Annotated in this window: 19 protein-coding genes; 8 read left to right on the forward strand and 11 right to left on the reverse strand. The window is 27.9% G+C overall.

Annotated features, from left to right (window positions below; translation table 11 throughout):
* Positions 1–5: 5 nt before the first annotated feature.
* Positions 6–677 (reverse strand): PAQR family membrane homeostasis protein TrhA, encoded by a 672-nt coding sequence (trhA, locus tag BMUR_RS06085; RefSeq protein ID WP_013113723.1) that lies wholly within the window; start codon positions 675–677, stop codon positions 6–8.
* 633 nt (positions 678–1310) lie between these two features.
* On the opposite strand from trhA, the gene BMUR_RS06090 reads away from it, so the two are divergent.
* Both BMUR_RS06090 and BMUR_RS06095 read left to right on the forward strand, forming a co-directional pair.
* Positions 1311–2162 carry a DMT family transporter gene (locus tag BMUR_RS06090; RefSeq protein ID WP_013113724.1) on the forward strand — a complete coding sequence of 284 codons (852 nt, stop codon included), beginning with the start codon at positions 1311–1313 and terminating at the stop codon, positions 2160–2162.
* Positions 2163–2366: 204 nt separating this feature from the next.
* The gene (locus BMUR_RS06095) at positions 2367–3335 is read left to right on the forward strand and encodes a D-alanine--D-alanine ligase family protein (protein ID WP_013113725.1); all 969 of its coding nucleotides are present in this window, start codon (positions 2367–2369) and stop codon (positions 3333–3335) included.
* 17 nt (positions 3336–3352) lie between these two features.
* On the opposite strand, the gene BMUR_RS06100 is transcribed toward BMUR_RS06095, so the two are convergent.
* From BMUR_RS06100 to ade, 8 genes are all read right to left on the reverse strand, one after another.
* Positions 3353–4969: a hypothetical protein gene (locus BMUR_RS06100; RefSeq protein WP_013113726.1), complete on the reverse strand. Its 1617-nt coding sequence runs from the start codon at positions 4967–4969 to the stop codon at positions 3353–3355.
* A 534-nt stretch (positions 4970–5503) separates the two neighbouring features.
* Positions 5504–6469, reverse strand: a complete 966-nt coding sequence (locus tag BMUR_RS06105; protein WP_013113727.1) for a KpsF/GutQ family sugar-phosphate isomerase — start codon at positions 6467–6469, stop codon at positions 5504–5506.
* A gap of 20 nt (positions 6470–6489) precedes the next feature.
* The gene (locus BMUR_RS15175; protein WP_013113728.1) at positions 6490–6618 is read right to left on the reverse strand and encodes a hypothetical protein; all 129 of its coding nucleotides are present in this window, start codon (positions 6616–6618) and stop codon (positions 6490–6492) included.
* Positions 6619–6627: 9 nt separating this feature from the next.
* A complete protein-coding gene (locus BMUR_RS06110) occupies positions 6628–6993 on the reverse strand; it encodes a YraN family protein (protein WP_013113729.1) in 366 nt (121 codons plus the stop codon).
* A 9-nt stretch (positions 6994–7002) separates the two neighbouring features.
* The gene (locus BMUR_RS06115) at positions 7003–8238 is read right to left on the reverse strand and encodes an HD-GYP domain-containing protein (RefSeq protein WP_013113730.1); all 1236 of its coding nucleotides are present in this window, start codon (positions 8236–8238) and stop codon (positions 7003–7005) included.
* 4 nt (positions 8239–8242) lie between these two features.
* Complete coding sequence (locus BMUR_RS06120; protein ID WP_013113731.1) at positions 8243–8506, reverse strand: EscU/YscU/HrcU family type III secretion system export apparatus switch protein; 264 nt, start codon at positions 8504–8506, stop codon at positions 8243–8245.
* Positions 8496–9578 (reverse strand): hypothetical protein, encoded by a 1083-nt coding sequence (locus BMUR_RS06125; RefSeq protein WP_013113732.1) that lies wholly within the window; start codon positions 9576–9578, stop codon positions 8496–8498. The genes BMUR_RS06120 and BMUR_RS06125 overlap by 11 nt, the downstream gene beginning before the upstream one ends.
* 129 nt (positions 9579–9707) lie before the next feature.
* Positions 9708–11438, reverse strand: coding sequence for an adenine deaminase (ade, locus tag BMUR_RS06130; RefSeq protein WP_013113733.1), 1731 nt, complete (start codon positions 11436–11438; stop codon positions 9708–9710).
* A gap of 337 nt (positions 11439–11775) precedes the next feature.
* Here ade and BMUR_RS06135 point away from each other — a divergent pair, with 337 nt between their 5' ends.
* The 5 genes from BMUR_RS06135 (at position 11776) to BMUR_RS06155 (ending at position 15909) form a co-directional block, all read left to right on the forward strand.
* On the forward strand, positions 11776–12399 hold the full coding sequence (locus BMUR_RS06135; protein WP_013113734.1) for a carboxymuconolactone decarboxylase family protein: 624 nt from the start codon (positions 11776–11778) through the stop codon (positions 12397–12399).
* Between the two features lie 86 nt (positions 12400–12485).
* Positions 12486–12740: a DUF167 domain-containing protein gene (locus BMUR_RS06140; protein WP_013113735.1), complete on the forward strand. Its 255-nt coding sequence runs from the start codon at positions 12486–12488 to the stop codon at positions 12738–12740.
* 117 nt (positions 12741–12857) lie between these two features.
* Entirely contained in the window at positions 12858–13724 is an 867-nt protein-coding gene (locus BMUR_RS06145) for a DMT family transporter (RefSeq protein ID WP_013113736.1), read from the forward strand.
* A gap of 40 nt (positions 13725–13764) precedes the next feature.
* Positions 13765–14862, forward strand: a complete 1098-nt coding sequence (locus tag BMUR_RS06150; RefSeq protein ID WP_013113737.1) for an ATP-binding protein — start codon at positions 13765–13767, stop codon at positions 14860–14862.
* Between the two features lie 219 nt (positions 14863–15081).
* Positions 15082–15909: an EFR1 family ferrodoxin gene (locus BMUR_RS06155; RefSeq protein ID WP_013113738.1), complete on the forward strand. Its 828-nt coding sequence runs from the start codon at positions 15082–15084 to the stop codon at positions 15907–15909.
* Positions 15910–16108: 199 nt separating this feature from the next.
* On the opposite strand, the gene BMUR_RS06160 is transcribed toward BMUR_RS06155, so the two are convergent.
* Both BMUR_RS06160 and BMUR_RS06165 read right to left on the reverse strand, forming a co-directional pair.
* Entirely contained in the window at positions 16109–16762 is a 654-nt protein-coding gene (locus BMUR_RS06160; RefSeq protein WP_013113739.1) for a DNA-formamidopyrimidine glycosylase family protein, read from the reverse strand.
* Positions 16763–16883: 121 nt separating this feature from the next.
* The gene (locus BMUR_RS06165; RefSeq protein ID WP_013113740.1) at positions 16884–17822 is read right to left on the reverse strand and encodes a UDP-glucuronic acid decarboxylase family protein; all 939 of its coding nucleotides are present in this window, start codon (positions 17820–17822) and stop codon (positions 16884–16886) included.
* 303 nt (positions 17823–18125) lie between these two features.
* On the opposite strand from BMUR_RS06165, the gene cas6 reads away from it, so the two are divergent.
* Positions 18126–18884 (forward strand): CRISPR-associated endoribonuclease Cas6, encoded by a 759-nt coding sequence (cas6, locus tag BMUR_RS06170; protein WP_013113741.1) that lies wholly within the window; start codon positions 18126–18128, stop codon positions 18882–18884.
* Positions 18885–18896 lie beyond the last annotated feature (12 nt).

Consider the following 18896-nt stretch of genomic DNA (forward strand, 5'->3'; position numbering starts at 1 on the left):
TAATTTTAGAAGATATTAGCAACATATCTGAACATAAAAACCGCATGGCATATATTTGATATTATAAGAAGTGAATAAAATAAAGGCAGAAATAAAGTATATCTTTTATTTGATTCATACATAGCAAGTCTATAAAAAACCATAGCTACAGTAAGAAGAAGAAACCCAGTAAGATAAAGTATAGCCCCATATTCTCCTGCAGCAGATGAAATCTTTGATATTGCTATAAGCCATACCCAATTTAATATAAGGTAGTATATAGTCTCAGTAGCATCTCGCCATCTGTAGCCGAATACGCTTCTTAAAGTAATACCAAGCACGCAAAGTCCTGTAATAATACCGAAGAAACTCCAGCCCCAGCCATTTTTTAAAAGTATTAGACAAGGAGGAATATAAACTCCCCATATCATCATAATAAAAAATGCATGAGAAAGTATATAAAAAACTTTTTTAGCTTTATTATTAAACGGGAAAAAATGATATATAGAATTAATTATATAAAATATGATAAGAAAACTTGAATAAAGAGAAAAAGATGTTATCTCCCTTGCTGTATTGGAATTGATAATCAAAAGAACCAAAACAGCAACAGCAGAACTTGCACATATTATGCATATAACAGCACATATAGCAGATACTGATGTTCTTATATTATTATTTTTTTTAATACTATCCATAATAGTGTATATATTAACTCTTATTTATAATAAAGTAAATGGTGATTTGTAACTATATAATGAAAATAATTAAAAATATATTAAATCTCGTCATAAAACAACATTAATTAATATTACAAATTTAAAAAGCACTTGGGTGGGCAGCCATAATAACATTTAAAGCAAAAAATAAAAAACTAGGCAGAAATAACAGATAATATTAAAAAATTTAAAGGGTGGGGAATGAAAATAAATTTTTAAACTTTATTTAAATCCCCGCCCTTTTAGATTTAAATACTTATTCCTTTTAGTATTAATTTGATTAAATCTATAATACAATATTTCTAAAGCACACCCGCCCAAGCGTTATTTAAATTTGCACTTTACTCCACGCACGTAGAGCGGATTTTTTTATATAGATTAATTTTAAATCATGATTTTTATTTTATGTAAGAATTTCATTCTGCGTGCGTTGAAAGGTATTGTAAATTAAAGATGCACTTGTGTTGCACCACTTTATTTATAAAAAACAATATATATATATACTCTAATATAATAGATACAAAATCACAGCTTCTATATTGTAATTTTTATCATTGTGAATTATCATCTAATAAACTTTTTAATCCTAAATAATCACATAAAGAAAAAACTATGAAAAATGACATAAAAATAGGAGCTTTATTAATAATATTTTCTGCTTTATCATTTTCTATTATGGAGATAGCAGTAAAAATTTCTGGATCCAGAATACCAGTTATGGAACAGGTTTTTGCACGTAATTTTATCACATTATTTATAAGCGGATTTGTTATGATAAAAAACAGAGAGAAATTTTTTCCTGATAAAAAGAATATAGTTTCAATATTATGTAGGTCTGCTTCTGGGTATTTGGGTATTATAGCTTATTTTTATGCTGCTAATAATATGATACTTGCCGATGCTTCTGTGCTTCAAAAAACTTCGCCTTTTTGGTCTAGTTTATTTGCTTTCATACTTATTAAAGAGAAGATATTAAAAGTACAGTGGATTGGATTGATTATTGCGGCAATAGGATCTATTTTTGTTATAAAGCCTACTATGAACTCAAATGTTTTTCCAGCTTTAGTAGCATTATCATCTGCTATGTTTGCTGGAATATCATATGCTATAATAGGTTCTCTTAAAGGAAAAGAAAGTAATTCATTAATAATATTTTATTTTTCATTATTTTCATGCTTATTCTCATTATTTTTTATAAAAAGTTTTGTAATGCCTAATATATTTGAATTATTAATGCTTCTGCTTATAGGCATATTTGCAGGATTTGGTCAGTTCTTTCTAACAATAGCATACAAAAAGGCACCTGTTTCCGCTGTGAGTATATTTAATTATACTGGAGTAATATTTTCATATTTATTCAGTGTATTTTTGTTTAATGAGATTGCAGATATATACTCGGTAATAGGTATGATTATTATAATACTTGCTGCTGCATTAGTATACTATTATAAAAGAAAAGCATAATTAATGCAGTACAAATTTATTTATTGTTATTGCTAATAAAAATTGTTCGCTAAAAATATATAGCAAATGATGCTGTCCCCTTTGGCTGCTCACAATTTTTATATTTGGCTTTCTAATATTTAAAAATTACTATTTTATATAAAATTTAAATTATAAAATTATAGAATTATACGATAAATCTATAAAACTAATGGGATAAATAATATGATGATAAATGAAACATTAAGAAAAGATATATTAAACAGATTTAAAAATAAAAAAATAGCAGTTTTGCATGGCGGACAAAATGAAGAGAGAGAAGTTTCTTTAAGAAGCGGTAAAAATGTTTATAAGGCATTAACAAGTTTTGAGGAACTCAAAGATAATTGTATACTCATAGATGTTCAGGACGCTTATGATTTAGTAAAAACTCTTAAAGAAAATAATATAGAATACTGCTATAATATACTACATGGTACTTCTGGAGAGGACGGAACTATACAGGGACTTTTAGAAAGCCTTAATATAAAATATACAGGCGAAAACATTTTGGTTAGTGCCGTTTGTATGAATAAAGTTTATACTAAAAGAATATGGAAATCTTCAAATGTATCTACTTCCGATTTTGTACTTCTTAAAGATGTAAAAGATGTTAATAACACTTCCGCTGGCGGATTAAACTTCCCTATTATAATAAAGCCTATATCAAGCGGTTCTAGTGTGGGAGTATCTTTAATAAAAAATAAAGAAGAGTTTGATAATACTATAAAAAAAATAGAAGATATTAATAATTATTTTTTAGAGCCTTATATAAAAGGTAAAGAAATAACTGTAGGTTTGGTAAAAGAAGAAGATGATATTTATGTATTTCCTATACTAGGCATTAATTCAAAAAATGAAATATACGATTATGATGCAAAATACACACCGGGTAAAACAGAATTAGAAGTTCCAGCAAAAATATCAAAAGATATTGAAAAAAAAGTTATAGAAACTTGTAAAAGAGCATATACAGTTTTAGGCTGCGGAGGACTTTCAAGAATAGATGCTATTATTGCTAATGATGAAGTTTATCTGATGGAAGTTAATACTCAAAGCGGTATGACTGATACTTCTGATGTACCTGCTATGGCAAAAAACTGCGGCATTGAATTTGCTGATCTTGCTTTATATATTTTAGGACTTCTTAAATAAAATAAATTATGGGGCATTTAGCTTATAAAATTATCTATCTCTTTTAAGATATTTTTCTTTAAGGCTTCTCTTTTCTTTTTTATATTTTTTAGAATATCTGAAGCTAATTTTGCATCTTTAAGAGATTTTCTTATCTGCCAAAAACCGCTGTCCCATAAAGTTATTTTAAACTTATCAGTGTTTATTTTATCTATATTAGAATAAAAATATTTATAAAGCTCTTTAGAAGCATTTATAAGTTCAAATGCTTCATTTGAAATATATTTTTTATTTTCTTTAATATAAATAAAAGCAAACCGTTTCTCATTATTATATTCAAAGCTACTGCAATTAAAACATACTTCTTTATAATCAAAAGGGTAAAAATGGTTAATTATTCTGTAACAATTATCTTTATAAATAATATTATCCATAGCAGAGCTTTGATTTGAAGTAGAAAATAAAGTCCATACTACACAGTCAAGTATAAAAGTTTTTTCTAATTCTTTTTTGGGTATAGAGAACTGATCGCTGCCGTTAAGCCAATCAACTTTTGTACATCTTCTTACAGCATGTATAATCATAGCCTTTTCAAAATTTTCTTCTGTAATAGAGAGAGACCCTGCCGAAGCCTGAGGAGCTGAAAATATGGCAGTAAGATTTTGTTTCTGCAAATCACTTCCGCAGCTCATAAGAGAGCCTATAAAACCGTCGCATACTTTATCTCTTATATCTTTGCCGTCTATTTTTACTTTTATAGCCGATGATAAAGGTACAAAAGTTTTTGAAGTTCTTACTCTATTTATCCATTTATTGAGAAGTCTGCTGCTGTCTACTACACTATAATTCTTTTTGTATAAAAAATTGCTGTCATCATCTAATACATCTAATATTATATCCTGTGTTTTTATATTTTCCTTTTTATCTATTTTCCATATTATAAAACTTACTGGAAAAGGAGTTGTTTTTGATGTGTTGTCAAAATTTGAAGATGAAAATATAAAACCTTTTTTAAACTTATAACTGCATACTTTATCTCTAAACTTTTCATTGTTATTGTATTTTATATAATTAGTCTTTGAAAATAAAGCAAGATAAACATTATCATTATTTTCAAACTCTTTATGTATTCTAAACAAAAATTGGGTATAAAGTTCTCTTGAGGCATCGCCTAATTTTTCTTTATGCATAATATTTCTTATTTTACTTATACTTACACTTTTTTTGCTTTTAGAATTAGCTCCTGCAACTTGGCTTGTAGCATAAGGCGGATTTATTAGTATAAGCCATTTTATATTTTTATTATTCAAATCATTCTGAAGTTTTTGAGGAAGTTTTTTATAATTAAAAGAATTATCTTCTATATCATCATTTAAATAATCATACTGAAATAAATATGAACAATCAAAATTATTTCTGCAATAATCTATATCATCATTATCTATTGTAGACATATATAAATATTTATAGCATTCTTTATCAAGATAATATTCTAAATTACCTTTTCCGCATGCCATATCCCATATTCTGTATTTACCGCTTTTAAGTTCTTTTTTATCTATCACATCGTAAATATAATGCATGGCTTTATTAGCAAAATTAAGCGGCGTATAAAATTCTCCAAGATATCTTTGTTTAGAGTTATGTTCGTTCATAGTTTTAATTTATATAATTTTTTATTTAATATTTTACAGCTAATAATTTTTTATTGCAATTTCAAGTATTCATTTTATGATAAATTAATCAAAACAGATTTTTTAAATGCATTTTATATGCAAGGAGGAAAGTCTTAAATTTAAATAACGCTTGGGCGGGTGTATTTTTTGAAGTAAAGGATTACAAATTTTATCAAAGCCTATATAAAAAATAAAGCCTTTAAATCTAAAAGGGCGGGAATTTAAATAAAGTTTTAAAATTTATTCTCACCCCCACCCTCTAAATCTTTTAATACTATCTGTTATTTATAAATGATTTTTCTTCTTTAGCTTCAACTGTTATTCTGGCGGCCCACCCAAGCGGTTTTTAAATTTATAAAACTCTTCAACGCACGTTTAACTTTATTCTTATAAATAATAAAAATTAGAATTATAAATTAATTAATATTTTAAAAATTCGTTCTGCGTGCGTAGAGTAAGAGGAAATTTAAATAATGCTTTAGGCTAGCATACACAATAGTTTTGATAAACTTTTTAGAAAGCCTTTATTTTCAATATATCATGTATATGAACTACACCGATAGGTTTAGCATTTTCTTTATCTAGTACAACAAGATTTGTGATTTTACCTTCCATCATATGCAAAGCCTCCCCTATTAAAGTATCTTCATAAATAACTTTAGGAGAAGTATTCATAATATCTTTAACTTTTTTAGAGAGAATATTTTGTATATCATTATCTTTTACAAGAAGTCTTTTCAAATCTCCATCTACTATTATACCTTTTAATATATTATTATTATCAACAGCAATAGCTACACCAAGTTTGCATTCTATTATTTTAAATAGAGCGTCTTGTAAAGTAGCATTAATAGATACTATAGGCAAATTTTCAGTATGCATAATAGATTTAACTTTAGCTAACTGTCTTCCCAAACTTCCTCCGGGGTGAAAAACAGCGAAATCTTCTGCTCTAAATCCTCTAATCTCCATTAAAGCAGTAGCAAGAGCATCAGATAATGCCAAAGAAGCAGTAGTACTGACAGTAGGAGCCAATTTTAAAGGACAGGCCTCTTCTTTAACATATGTCAGAAGAACAATTTTTGCATTTTTGGCAAGAGTGGAATCTATTTCATTTGTAACAGCAATGTATGAAATATTCTGTCTTAAAAGCCAATTAACAAGCTCTATAATCTCACGCGATTCTCCGCCTTTAGAATATAGTATGCAGTAATCATCTTTAGTAATCATACCAAAATCTCCATGCATACATTCGTTAGGGTCTACAAAGAAACTTGGCGTTCCAGTAGAGGCAAAAGTGGCAGCAGCCTTTCTTGCTATATGCCCGCTTTTACCTACTCCGGATGTTATCACTCTTCCCCTAATTTTAAAAAGCTCTTTCACAGCATTTTCAAAATTAATGTCAAGTTTATCAGATAAATCTCTCAGATTCTCGCTCTCTAATAAAAGAGTAGTCTTTCCTCGTTCTATTATATTCATTACTGCCTTTCCAATTTATATTAATCTATTACATAACTTATCAAGTTTCCTGCAAGTCCTTCTATAGCTTTATCAATATACTTTTTATCTTTTAGCTTTTTCTTATATAGGTCTATTTTTTCTGGATTAATTTTTACAGCTGTTTTCATACAATACCCCTAAATAAATATATCTTCAATAAAAGATATTTCACGCTTATAATGGGTATCGTCTATTAGAACTGCCCCAAAGGAACATTTTTGATTAAAACTTAATCCTTTTTCAATTAAGTATTCTTCAGCTGTTTCGTATAATTTTCTTTTCTTACGTTCAGATATTGAGTAAGCTGCATATCCAAAACTTCCTTGTCTTCGATATTTTACTTCTATAAACACAATAACAACTCCTTTTGTCATTACTAAATCTATCTCTCCTCTTGTCTTCTTTCCTCTAAAGTTCCGCTCTAAAAGAGAAAAACCAAGTTTTTCGAGATATTTTAAGGCGATATCCTCTCCTAGACTGCCTATCGCTTTTTTGTCAGCCATTTTTTAATATTATTTCTCTTCTGCTGTATCTAATATCTTTGTCTTTACCTCCTCTAAAAAATTATTATCTTTATCTACACCAGCTATGAACAGTTGATTAGTTTCTAATAAATTAATAGTTTCTCCGTCTTCTACAAACTCTCCATTTTCATCGGATACTATTTTTATTATAGGCCTTATTGGGAAATTGGGATTAGCAGCAAAAACAAATCCTTTTCTTTTATCATTAAGAAGAACTATACAGCCTATAGGATATACTGTAAATATGCTTACAAATGTTTTTGATATATTAGGATCATATTTAGTATTTGCCCCATGTATAATTTCTCTGACTGCATCTGAAAGGAAAATATCTTTTTTACTATTTTCCATGTTCTTTTCAAGCATGAGATTAAACGTAGATTTATGTTCATGAGTTTTAGATTTTGATAATGATATTCTTTTATGCTTAAGTATTTTTTCTACTGCATGTGCTATAGAAACTATTTTAGTATAGAGGTGTATTTGATTGCCGGCCAATCCTCTGGGATAACCTTTGCCGTTATAAAGTTCATGATGAGCTAATGATATAAGAGCCACTTCCTCTTCAAAGCGGAAACTATTTTTCATTATTTTATATCCGTAAACAGTATGCTTTTTTACTTCATTGTACTCTTCAGTAGTAAAGCGTCCTAATTTATTTAATATTTTATCAGGTACTTTGGTTAGTCCTATATCATAGAGCATAGCACCTACACCTAATTTTTTTACTCTGTTTTCAGAGAATTTCATAGCACGCCCTATTATCATAGATATCATTGATACATTCAAGGACCTTATATAGTATTCATCAGCTTTAGGAAGATTTGAAAGATTAAAAAGTTGAAGCACGCTATTTAAATTCCTGCCTACTATATCCAAAATTTCATCTATAATTTCATTAAGTTCATTAATATTTACTATATTATTATTTTTATAATTACCCAAATTTGTTTTTACTTTCTTAATAATATTAAAATATATTTTTTTAAATACTTTATACTCTCTTATAAACTTGTCAAAATCTGCACTAACCTGCTGCATATCCATAGAAGCTGCTTCCTCAACAAACACTTCCTCTATATCCCATTTCTTCAATCTCATTATATCATCTTCTTTAATATCTATATATCCAGTAGATGCTATAAAATCATTGTATAGGTATATATCTTTTTTTTCTGCTTTAGTTTTAATATCTTGAACGTTTATTTTATTAAATTTTCCCATAGCTTTATTCTGCCTTTAATTTATATATATATTTTAATATTATACTTACTGCTTCATATAGTGAATATGGTATCTCTTCGCCTATTTCTAACTGCATCAAATGATGAGCGGTTTTTTCATCAGAGACTACAGGAACTTTGTTTTTATGTGCTGTCTCTGCCATTCTTTTTGCCAAATAATGCCTGCCTTTTGCTATAACAACTGGGGCATTATGTATATCTCTATTATATAATATGGCAGCTGCCTCTTCAATATCTTTATTTTTCATTATTATTTCCTGCTAAGTTTATTTCTATTTTTATATTATCAAAATCCTTTATCAGATGCATAATCTCTTCTGATTTTACCTTATTATACAGCTTTTTATCAAATAATTGAATATCAAATAAATATTTATTAGTCTCATATTCAGATATTTTTATTTCACATAACTCTTTATCATTATCATAAAAAACAAAACTTAATTTATTTTTCTTTTCGCTTTCTTCTTTGTTTATATATAGAAGAAGTTCTTTTACCTCTCCGTTTATGATAAAAGGGATTGGAAGCATAAAAACTGTTTCTTTAAAATTTCTATTCTTCTTATTAGAAGAAAGTATTTTAAGAACAAGCATAAGCATATTAGAACTATCAGAAGATAATTCACCCTGAAGCATATCAAAGAGCATAAACCATGCATTAAAATTAGCATTGGCATGTATATATTTATCTAAATTTTCTGCTAGATTATTATTGCTGTTTAAGGCAGCAGTATTTAAAAGCATTAGTAATATTTCGGTTGTTTCAGTATTTTTGTTAGAGTTTTTTATAATGCTAAGAATGTCATTGAAATGTCTGAAAATATTTCCTAAAGAATTTATTTCTTCTACCGTTAAATATACCCCGTTAGACATTGCATTTAATATAAACTTCTTCTTATTGATATCCAAGTCCGGAAGGTATTTTAATATAGTCTCCAAATATCTGATATTTTCATGGCTTGGTTTTATTCCTTTTTCTAGTAATATATTAGAAATTTCGGAATTATCTCTAGTTATGTTAACTAAAATATCTTTTTTTGTACTGATATTTTTTAAATTTTCTCTAGCCTCTTTTAGGCTTGAAGCATCTTTTAATAATGTTAATGTTATCTCGCCGTTCTTTTTTCCTACTAAAGCAAAGCCTTTTTCTGTCATGCCGTTTTTGAATAATGCTGTAACCTTATTTCCCATTATATTTATTAAAGCTCTCTCAGAATCAAGCTTACGCATTACAGAATATCTTACTATATCCCCATCTTTTATATTTACAGAATTATTTTTGTTTGTTATATTATTAAAATATTTACCTACATTAAGCATGTAATTATTATATGATGTTTTATAAATTTGTTAATAGTAAGTATTAATTTTAACTTTAATTAAATAAAAACATAACTTTATTTTTTGACAAATTATAATTATTTAGATATATAAAAATTTATTCAAAAATTATACACTCACATCTATAAACTTAAACTCTTTTACATCAAATAATCCGTTTGTAGTAAGTTTTATTTCTGGTATAACTGGAAGTGCCATAAATGATAAAGTCATAAAAGGGTCTATATCTCTATTAACATTAAGTTCATTATAAGCTAATTCATGCATAGAATATATTTTTTTTACTATATCGCTTGGCGTTTCATTTGACATAATGCCGGCTATTTTTAATTCTAAAGTATCAAGAACTTCACCATTCTTTACTATGGTAATGCCGCCAGAACATTTTTCTATTTCTTTTATAGCAAGTATTATATCTTCATCATTATCTCCAACTGCTATTATATTATGAGAGTCATGAGAAACACTTGCTGCTATTGCTCCGTTTTTTAATTTATAATTTTCTATTAAACCCAAACCTATTTTACCAGTTCTTTTATGCCTTTCTGCCACTACCAATTTTAATATATCAACACTCTTTCTGTATTTAAAATATCCGTTTTCAAAGCCCACTATTCTCACACTTTTTTCTGTTATCAAATCTTTATTAACTATTCTTATAACATTAGCCTCATCTGTTTTTAATTTTATCTGTATATCATTAACCGTAATAGGAGCGATATTTACCGTATTAAAAATATTATCATTATAATCATCTTTATCTGTTTTAAATAAAGCATGTCCGTTTTCAGAAACCAATTTACCATCTATAAATACTTTATTAGCCTTAAAATCTTTCAAATCATCAAATAAAACAATATCCGCCTTATATCCGGAAGCTATCAAACCAATATTTTTAAGCCCGTAGCATTCTGCCGCATTAATAGTAGCCATAGCAATAGCATTAAATACATCAAGACCATGTTCAACTGCTATTTTTAAATTATGAGATATATGCCCGTATTTCATTATATCGTCCAAATGCTTATCATCAGTACACATAGCACATCTTCTGGCATTGCTTTGATTAACTCCCTGTAAGAGCGAAGCTAAATTCTGAGCAGCAGACCCCTGCCTTAAAAGTACATACATTCCGTTAGCTATTCTTGCCTTTAAATCTTTAGCAGATACGCATTCATGGTCGGTATAAACTCCAGCAGCCCTATAAGCATTAAGCGTTTTTCCTCCAAGCATTACTCCATGCCCGTCTATAATCTTACCTGCATTAATAGAAGCAATAAGTTTTCTAATAACTTCCCTATCAAGTGATAATACACCTTGAGCATTCATCATCTCGGCAAGTCCTAATATATCATCATCATTTATAAACTCTTCTATAATATCTGCATCAAGTATAGCTCCGGAATCTTCAAAGCCCACAGCAGGTACGCATGAAGAAAGCATAAACTTGCATTTTAAAGGACTCTTTTTAGCAGAGTTAATCATAAACTTTATGCCTTCAATACCGCATACATTCGCTATTTCATGAGGGTCTGTTATTATTAAAGTAGTACCGAAAGGAATAACCACTTCTGCAAAACTAGCCGGAGTACATAAAGATGACTCTATATGCACATGCGAATCTATAAGTCCGCTTGCAGCATAAGAGCCTTTAGCATCTATAACTTCTTTTCCATTATAAGAACCCACGCCTACAATATAGTCATCTGAAATCGCAATATCCGCATCAGTAATTGTTGAAGATATTGGGTCTACTACCTTGCAGTTTCTTATTACCAAATCAGCTAAAACCTTACCGCTTGAAATTTCTATCATCTTTGATAATTTTTCTATAGTCATGAATAGTCCTTATCATTAATATACATATTTTAATATTATAGTAAATTATAATAATATTTTCAAATTTATACTTGATTATATAAAATTGTAATATATTCCATTTATAAATTTATATATTTTTGATAAATTCATTGTCAGTTTTTCACAAGCTGATGCCTAAAAGTAGTTATTATGAAATTTATATTATATAAAAGATTAAATTATAGTTGTGTATGAAACTGCAAGAACTTTAATTAATTTTTTATAATGCATATATTTAATAATAAAAAACTTTGACAAAAAAACATATTTTAAGTATAAATTAATACAAACAAAAAATATATTAGGATGAAGAATAATGAATAATCTAATCAATTTTAAAATTAAAGACAAAGACAATTATTTTGAAAGCATAGAAGATGCCTATATAAAGCCTCCAAAGAAAATACCTCTATTTTTAAAACTTCCAATGCGGATAGCAAAAAAGAAAGTAAAAAAAGACCTGCTCCTTCCAAAGATTTTAGCTTGGAATCCTAAAACCGCAATAAGCTCTGGTATAATGGAGGCATTAATTACACATGATGATAAGGAAGTGCCTAAAAGACTTTTAAAACTCATAAGAATACAAATCTCAATAGACATAGCCTGCCCATTTTGTATAGATATGAACAGCTTTGAATATGATAAAGAAAATGTAACCGAAGAAGAAATAAAATATTTACAAAATAAGGATATAGATTCATGCCATACAATGTCAAATAAAGAAAAGATTGCTTTAAAATATATTTCAGCCATTACAAAAACACCAGTAATAATATCTGAAGCATTAATAACGGAAGTAAAAAAAGAGTATTCAGAGAGAGCAATATTAATATTAGCCTCTACTGCCGCACAGGTAAATTATTGGGCTAGACTTATAAGGGCTTTGGGAGTACCTACTGCTGGATTTACAAATATTTGCAAAATTAATAAAAATAACTAAAGATTTATTTTTGAAAAAATCATACAAAATATTATAATGATATTTCAAGATAACTATACACATAAAAATATAACAGATATAATATTATGAACATAGAAGTTAAAGTAACAGCGGGAGCTAAATCCAATAGTTTTAAATTTGAAAATGGTGCTTATTATGTTCGCATTATGGCTAAGGCTATAGACGGCAAGGCTAATAAGGCTATAATTGAATTTTTGGCTGATGAGCTTAATATTAAAAAAAAAGATATTGATATACTTAAAGGTGAGAAAAGCAGCAAAAAAATTATAGCTATTAATATCGAAGAAAATAAACTCAAAGAGTATTTTAGTAAAAATTAGATTTTATTACGATATAAACTGTTAAATTTTTTGTATTATTTTTTTGCATAAAACTCAATTTTCAGTATAATATTTAAACTAAAATAATAAAAAACTATTACTTTCGGATTTTTATTTATGGGCATATTCTTACTTATCGGAGTTACGGCATTATCAGCATCAGCAATATTTGTTAAACTAGCTAATGCCCCGTCATCTATAATGGCATTTTACAGAATATTTATTTCATTCTGGTTTATTTTTATTATTACAATGTCAAAAAAAACAACCAGAGAAGAAATATTTTCTCTTACAAAAAAAGAAATTATACTAGGCTTAATATCTGGTGTTTCACTTGCTCTTCATTATTTTTTATGGTTTCATTCACTAAATCTCACATCAGTTGCAAGTGCTACTGTAATAGTAACACTTCAGCCTTTATTTGCATTCGTGGCTGGATATTTCTTTTTTAAAGAAAGATACACAAAACTAGCAGTATCTGGTTTTATCATAGCGGTAATAGGATCTATTATCATAGGCTGGGGAGATTTTCAATTAAGCGGAAAAGCTCTGATTGGAGATTTGCTTTCATTTATATCGGCTGGGTTTATAAGCAATTATTTTATTATAGGACAGTATACAAGAAGAAGATTATCCGCATTCAGCTGGATAAGCCTCACATACTTTTTTGCTTTTGTATTTTTAGGTATATTATCATATATAATGCATATACCTTTTACTGGCTACTCATCAAAAACTTGGTTTAATATATTAGGGCTTACTTTGATATCAACTATGCTTGGTCAAATGGTATTTACTTGGCTTTTAAAATATTTCTCTGCCACAGTTATATCTATGACTATTTTAGGAGAGGCTGTAGGAACATGTATACTAGGATATTTTATACTTCATGAAACTGTAAGCCTTCAGCAGTTTGTAGGGATAATAGTAATACTGCTTGGTATAGGAATATTTTTGTGGGAAAAAAGAAAAACTATTTCATAATATAATTTTTATATAATTAAAAAAAAGAGGATAACATTTTATGGATAAAGATAAAATACATCAAAAACCCTTAATGGAAGAACTTTATAAAGATGAACTTGATGCACTTAAAAAAGAAGATAAAAATAAAAAACCAAAAAATTGGCTTCTTTCTCCGCAGGCAGTAAGAGACTTTATACTAGGCAAAGAATTAAAAGACGGCACTGTTATAAAAAGAAAATTCTACGGTGATGATGCCTTAGTAGAAAGAGCAATAATAACATTAGCAGGCAACAGAGGATTAATGCTTGTAGGAGAACCCGGTACTGCCAAAACTATGCTAAGCGAATTATTATCAGCAGCTATCAGCGGAAACAGCACTATAACTATACAGGGAACGGCTGGAACTAATGAAGATAATATAAAATACTCTTGGAATTATGCTATGCTTTTTGCAAAAGGTCCTGTAGAAGAGGCACTTATACCATCTCCTGTTTACAGCGGTATGAGCAAAGGGATTATTACAAGATTTGAAGAGATTACAAGATGCCCGCTTGAAATACAGGATTCTCTTATAAGTATATTAAGCGATAAAATTATGAATATACCCGAACAAAACAGAGTATTATTTGCAAATGCTGGGTTTAATATTATAGCTACTGCCAATACCAGAGATAAGGGTATAAATGAGATGAGCAGTGCCTTAAAAAGAAGATTCAATTTTGAGACCGTTGAGCCTATCAAAAATCCTAAACTTGAAGGCGAAATAATAACAAATCAATGCCAAACTTTATTAGAGCTTGCTGATATCGATATTGATATAGATTATGATGTTGTAGACATTCTTGCTTCTACATTTAATGAACTTAGAAGCGGAAAAAGTTTTGAGAATACTAAAATACAGGAGCTTAACTCTGTTATGAGTACGGCTGAGGCTGTTTCTGTATATTATCAGTCTGCTCTTCATTCATATTATTACGGAGATAAAAAAATAAAAATGGAAACTGTAGTTGGCAGCTTGATTGGAAGTGTGGCTAAAGAAAATAAAGATGATATTCCTAAATTAAAAAACTATTTTAATAACTCTGTCAAAATAAAAGCTGAAAAAATGGGGAAAAGATGGAAAGAGTATTATGAAAGCAGAAATTTGATTAAATAAATATTTTAACTCTATTTGTTTCACCGATATTTTAAATAATAAAAATTAAATTTAATAAAAAATATTGTTCTCAAATACTAATTTAATATTAAAAATAAAAATATAAATTAAGAACAATAACTATTTTTTTATTTTTTTTACTGCTTTACTATTGACATATAAAAATAAATTTACATAATATATATCATACAGTTTAAATACATTAAGGGAGTATATCATATGTTTGTAAATAAAGTATATTCAATATATTACAGTGCAACAGGCACAACACAAAAGATAGTTTCTTTTATAGGAGAAAATATCGCAAAACAGTTAAATGTCCCTTTTGAAAAAATTAACTTTTCTTTACCAAAAAACAGAGAAAAAGTATTGGAGTTTAAAGAAGGAGACCTTGTAGTATGCGGAAGTCCTACATATGCAGGAAGAATCCCTAATGTTATGCTTCCTTTTTATAAAAATAACATCAAAGCTAGCGGAGCTTTGGCTATACCAGTAGTTTTATATGGAAATAGAAACTTTGACGATTCTTTAATAGAGCTTAGAAATACTATGGAGGAAAACGGTTTTCATACAATAGCTGGTGCCGGATTTATAGGGGAACATGCATTTTCGTATGTGCTTGCTGCCAACCGACCTGATGAAAAGGATATGGAAATAGCTTTAACATTTGTTAATAAGGCTGTAGAAAAAATAAAAAATAATGAAGAAATACCTTCTGAACCTATAAAGGTAAGAGGAAATGAACCTATACGTCCTTACTATATTCCTAGAGATGAACATGAACATGCTATTGATATACTTAAAGTAAAACCAAAAGTAGACACTTCTAAATGCACCAACTGTAAAACTTGTGCTCATGTATGTCCGCTTGCTTCTATAGATTTTGATGATATTACAAAATATGTAGGTAAATGTATAAAATGCGGTGCCTGCATAAAAAAATGTCCAGAACATTGCAGATATTATGATGATGAAGGTTTCCTATATCATCAGCATGACCTTGAAAAACAGTTTGAAAGAAGAGCTGAACCAGAGCTATTCTATTAATTATAATTAAATTTTGAAACTTCCTATGATTATAATATATTAATGAAAAATACCCAATGGATTTTTATTTATTCATTGGGTCATTTATTATATTATTTCCATGTTTTATGATGATTAATTAAGAATATTATTACAAATACTTAAATATAATATATTTGTCTATTTATAATAAAATTAAAAACAAATAATAAAAAAATCATTATTCTTCTGAAATATCACTATCCTCTTCTTCTGTATTTCCAGATGCCTCTCTTAAAACCTGCTTTATAGCATCAAATATCTCTCTAGCTTTGACCTTAGTTATTTCTGAAGTTTTAGTTTTTTTAGTTATTGATGCCTTTTTTAGTATCATATCCCCATATACATTGCCTATGCCGCTTAATATTAGAGGATTTTTTATTAACTTCTCTACAGTGGTATCATTATCTGCAAGTAATTGACAGAATAAATTATAATTAAACTGCTTAGTAAGAGGATCATAACCTATTTGAGGCATTGTAGTAGAATCTTTCCATATAGGAATTATTTTAGTCATTTCTTCTTTATTTTTACCATCATCTACAACAAAAAAATTTCCATGATCTGTTTCTAATTTAATAATACTATTATCATATGTATCATCTTCTGTAAGTACAAAAGAACCATTAGGACCTAAATCTACAAGCATAGCATCCTGAGAAAACTGAAAATGCATATATCCTCCGTATCTTAGTACATCTATAATCTTCTGACCCTCTACATCTTCCATTTCTTTATATTGTTTATCTATAGCTACTATTTTATTGATATAAGAATAGCAAATCTCCCCTTTAATAGAGTTTATTAATGTAATTAAATTTGGTAGTTCTTTCATTTATGATTTATTCCTATTTTATATTATGTTTACTTATATTTTAGCATGAAAGAAAAAAAAATCAAATTTACAATCGTACTGCTAATTGATTGTAAATTTGATTTACATATTTTTAAAAATCTTATTTATTTTTTAAATAATTGTCAAAATACTCAATAGTTTTTTTAAGCCCTTCTTCTAGTTTATAATTAGGTGTCCAATCAAGTTTTTCTTTAGCCAAAGTTATATTAGGCTGTCTTTTTACAGGGTCATCTTTAGGAAGCTCTTTAAACACTATTTTAGATTTTGAATTAGTCATCTCTATTATTTTCTTTGCAAACTCTAAAACTGTCATCTCATAAGGATTACCCAAATTTACAGGTCCTATAAAGTTTTCACTGTTCATCATACGTACAGCACCGTCTATTAAATCATCACAGTAGCAGAAACTTCTTGTCTGGCTTCCATCTCCGTAAACTGTTATATCCGCATTCTTTAATGCCTGTATAACAAAATTTGACACTACCCTTCCGTCATTTTCATTCATTCTTGGTCCGTAGGTATTAAATATTCTTATAATTTTTATATCTGTATTATACTGTCTATGATAGTCCATCATCAAAGTTTCAGCACTTCTTTTACCCTCATCGTAACAGCTTCTTATACCATTAGGATTCACATGTCCCCAATAACTTTCCTTTTGAGGATGTTCTAAAGGATCTCCGTATACTTCGCTTGTTGAGGCTTGAAGTATTCTGGCATTACAGTCTCTTGCCAAATCAAGCATATTAAGTATTCCAAAAACACTTGTTTTAAATGTATGTACTGGGTTTCTTTGATAATGTATAGGTGAAGCAGGACAGGCAAAATTATATATTTCATCGCATTCTATATGTATAGGTTCTGTTATATCATGTCTTATACTTTCAAAATTTTTATTATCTGCTAAATGCTTTATATTTTCATTAGATCCTGTAAAAAAATTATCAATAGATATTACATAATTGCCTTCATTTAATAATCTTTCGCATAGATGAGAGCCTAAAAAACCAGCCCCGCCTGTTACAATAATTCTTTTCATTAAATTATTCCTCTTAATATATTTTACAACTATAATATAACAATGTATAAATTTTTCAATAAAAAACACAATTAATATTCATACTATTTTTATAAAAAATCATTTTGTTTAGTAAAACTATTTTTAATACTTAAGTTTAATAAAAATATGAACTATATATTGATTAAGCTATATATAATACAATATTATAAAAAATTATACTGTATTTTTATTGACAATAGTATTTATTTTTACTATATTAGTTAATTAGTTACTGATATTTTAAGTAAATAATAACATATTAATAACTTAAAGGATATTTTTATGCGTATAAATCTTAATTTTGAGCTTGAAAATAATATAATAAACAAAGAATACAGATTAACAATTATAAGCTTCATTAAAAATGCATTAAAAAATTATTTGCCAAATACATATGATGCAATTTATAACAATAACACAAAGATGAAGGCATTTACATTCGGAGTGTATTTGCCAGATGCCAAAATCAATAATGATAATATAGAACTTTCAAGCAGATATATAAATGTAACTTTTTCTATATTTGATAATCAATTATTTATAGAGCTTTATAATTCTTTTAATAATATGATAAACAAAAAATATCCTAAAGATGAAAATACAAAAAGCCAAATGATTATGACATTAAAAAAAATAACTATGCAAAATGAAAAGCCTATAAAACAAAATAGAATAATAATAAAATTTTTAAGCCCATTAGTATTACGCAGTCATAACAGAGAAACTAATAAAGATATATATGTAACATTTAAAGATGATAATTTTAATGACATTCTCAATCAATCGGTAGAGAGGCTTGCAAAAGAGTTTGATTTTGAAATATCTCAAATAAAATTAACACCATTAAATCTAACAGATGATAACGGCAATATTATACAGGAAGAATCCAAAACAACAGTTGTACCTTTCAAAGAATTGTTAATAAATGTTTCCTACGGCAAATTCTGTTTGGAAGGCGGCATTAAACTACTAAACAATCTCTACAAAACAGGTATAGGAAGCAGAAGAAGCGAAGGTTTCGGATTATTTGAAGTTTTATAATTAAGGAATTTT

Source organism: Brachyspira murdochii DSM 12563, from assembly GCF_000092845.1.
Classification (GTDB): domain Bacteria; phylum Spirochaetota; class Brachyspiria; order Brachyspirales; family Brachyspiraceae; genus Brachyspira; species Brachyspira murdochii.

Bases quoted from the DNA above. Each gene is read 5' to 3' on its own strand.
- BMUR_RS06140 (WP_013113735.1), top strand. From the start codon at position 12,486: ATGAACATAGAAGTTAAAGTAACAGCGGGAGCTAAATCCAATAGTTTT.
- BMUR_RS06100 (WP_013113726.1), bottom strand. From the start codon at position 4,969: ATGAACGAACATAACTCTAAACAAAGATATCTTGGAGAATTTTATACG.
- BMUR_RS06160 (WP_013113739.1), bottom strand. From the start codon at position 16,762: ATGAAAGAACTACCAAATTTAATTACATTAATAAACTCTATTAAAGGG.
- BMUR_RS15175 (WP_013113728.1), bottom strand. From the start codon at position 6,618: ATGAAAACAGCTGTAAAAATTAATCCAGAAAAAATAGACCTATATAAG.
- BMUR_RS06105 (WP_013113727.1), bottom strand. From the start codon at position 6,469: ATGAATATAATAGAACGAGGAAAGACTACTCTTTTATTAGAGAGCGAG.
- BMUR_RS06165 (WP_013113740.1), bottom strand. From the start codon at position 17,822: ATGAAAAGAATTATTGTAACAGGCGGGGCTGGTTTTTTAGGCTCTCAT.
- BMUR_RS06150 (WP_013113737.1), top strand. From the start codon at position 13,765: ATGGATAAAGATAAAATACATCAAAAACCCTTAATGGAAGAACTTTAT.
- BMUR_RS06110 (WP_013113729.1), bottom strand. From the start codon at position 6,993: ATGGCTGACAAAAAAGCGATAGGCAGTCTAGGAGAGGATATCGCCTTA.
- BMUR_RS06120 (WP_013113731.1), bottom strand. From the start codon at position 8,506: ATGAAAAATAAAGATATTGAAGAGGCAGCTGCCATATTATATAATAGA.
- BMUR_RS06115 (WP_013113730.1), bottom strand. From the start codon at position 8,238: ATGGGAAAATTTAATAAAATAAACGTTCAAGATATTAAAACTAAAGCA.
- trhA (WP_013113723.1), bottom strand. From the start codon at position 677: ATGGATAGTATTAAAAAAAATAATAATATAAGAACATCAGTATCTGCT.
- BMUR_RS06095 (WP_013113725.1), top strand. From the start codon at position 2,367: ATGATGATAAATGAAACATTAAGAAAAGATATATTAAACAGATTTAAA.
- BMUR_RS06145 (WP_013113736.1), top strand. From the start codon at position 12,858: ATGGGCATATTCTTACTTATCGGAGTTACGGCATTATCAGCATCAGCA.
- BMUR_RS06125 (WP_013113732.1), bottom strand. From the start codon at position 9,578: ATGCTTAATGTAGGTAAATATTTTAATAATATAACAAACAAAAATAAT.
- cas6 (WP_013113741.1), top strand. From the start codon at position 18,126: ATGCGTATAAATCTTAATTTTGAGCTTGAAAATAATATAATAAACAAA.
- BMUR_RS06090 (WP_013113724.1), top strand. From the start codon at position 1,311: ATGAAAAATGACATAAAAATAGGAGCTTTATTAATAATATTTTCTGCT.
- BMUR_RS06155 (WP_013113738.1), top strand. From the start codon at position 15,082: ATGTTTGTAAATAAAGTATATTCAATATATTACAGTGCAACAGGCACA.
- BMUR_RS06135 (WP_013113734.1), top strand. From the start codon at position 11,776: ATGAATAATCTAATCAATTTTAAAATTAAAGACAAAGACAATTATTTT.
- ade (WP_013113733.1), bottom strand. From the start codon at position 11,438: ATGACTATAGAAAAATTATCAAAGATGATAGAAATTTCAAGCGGTAAG.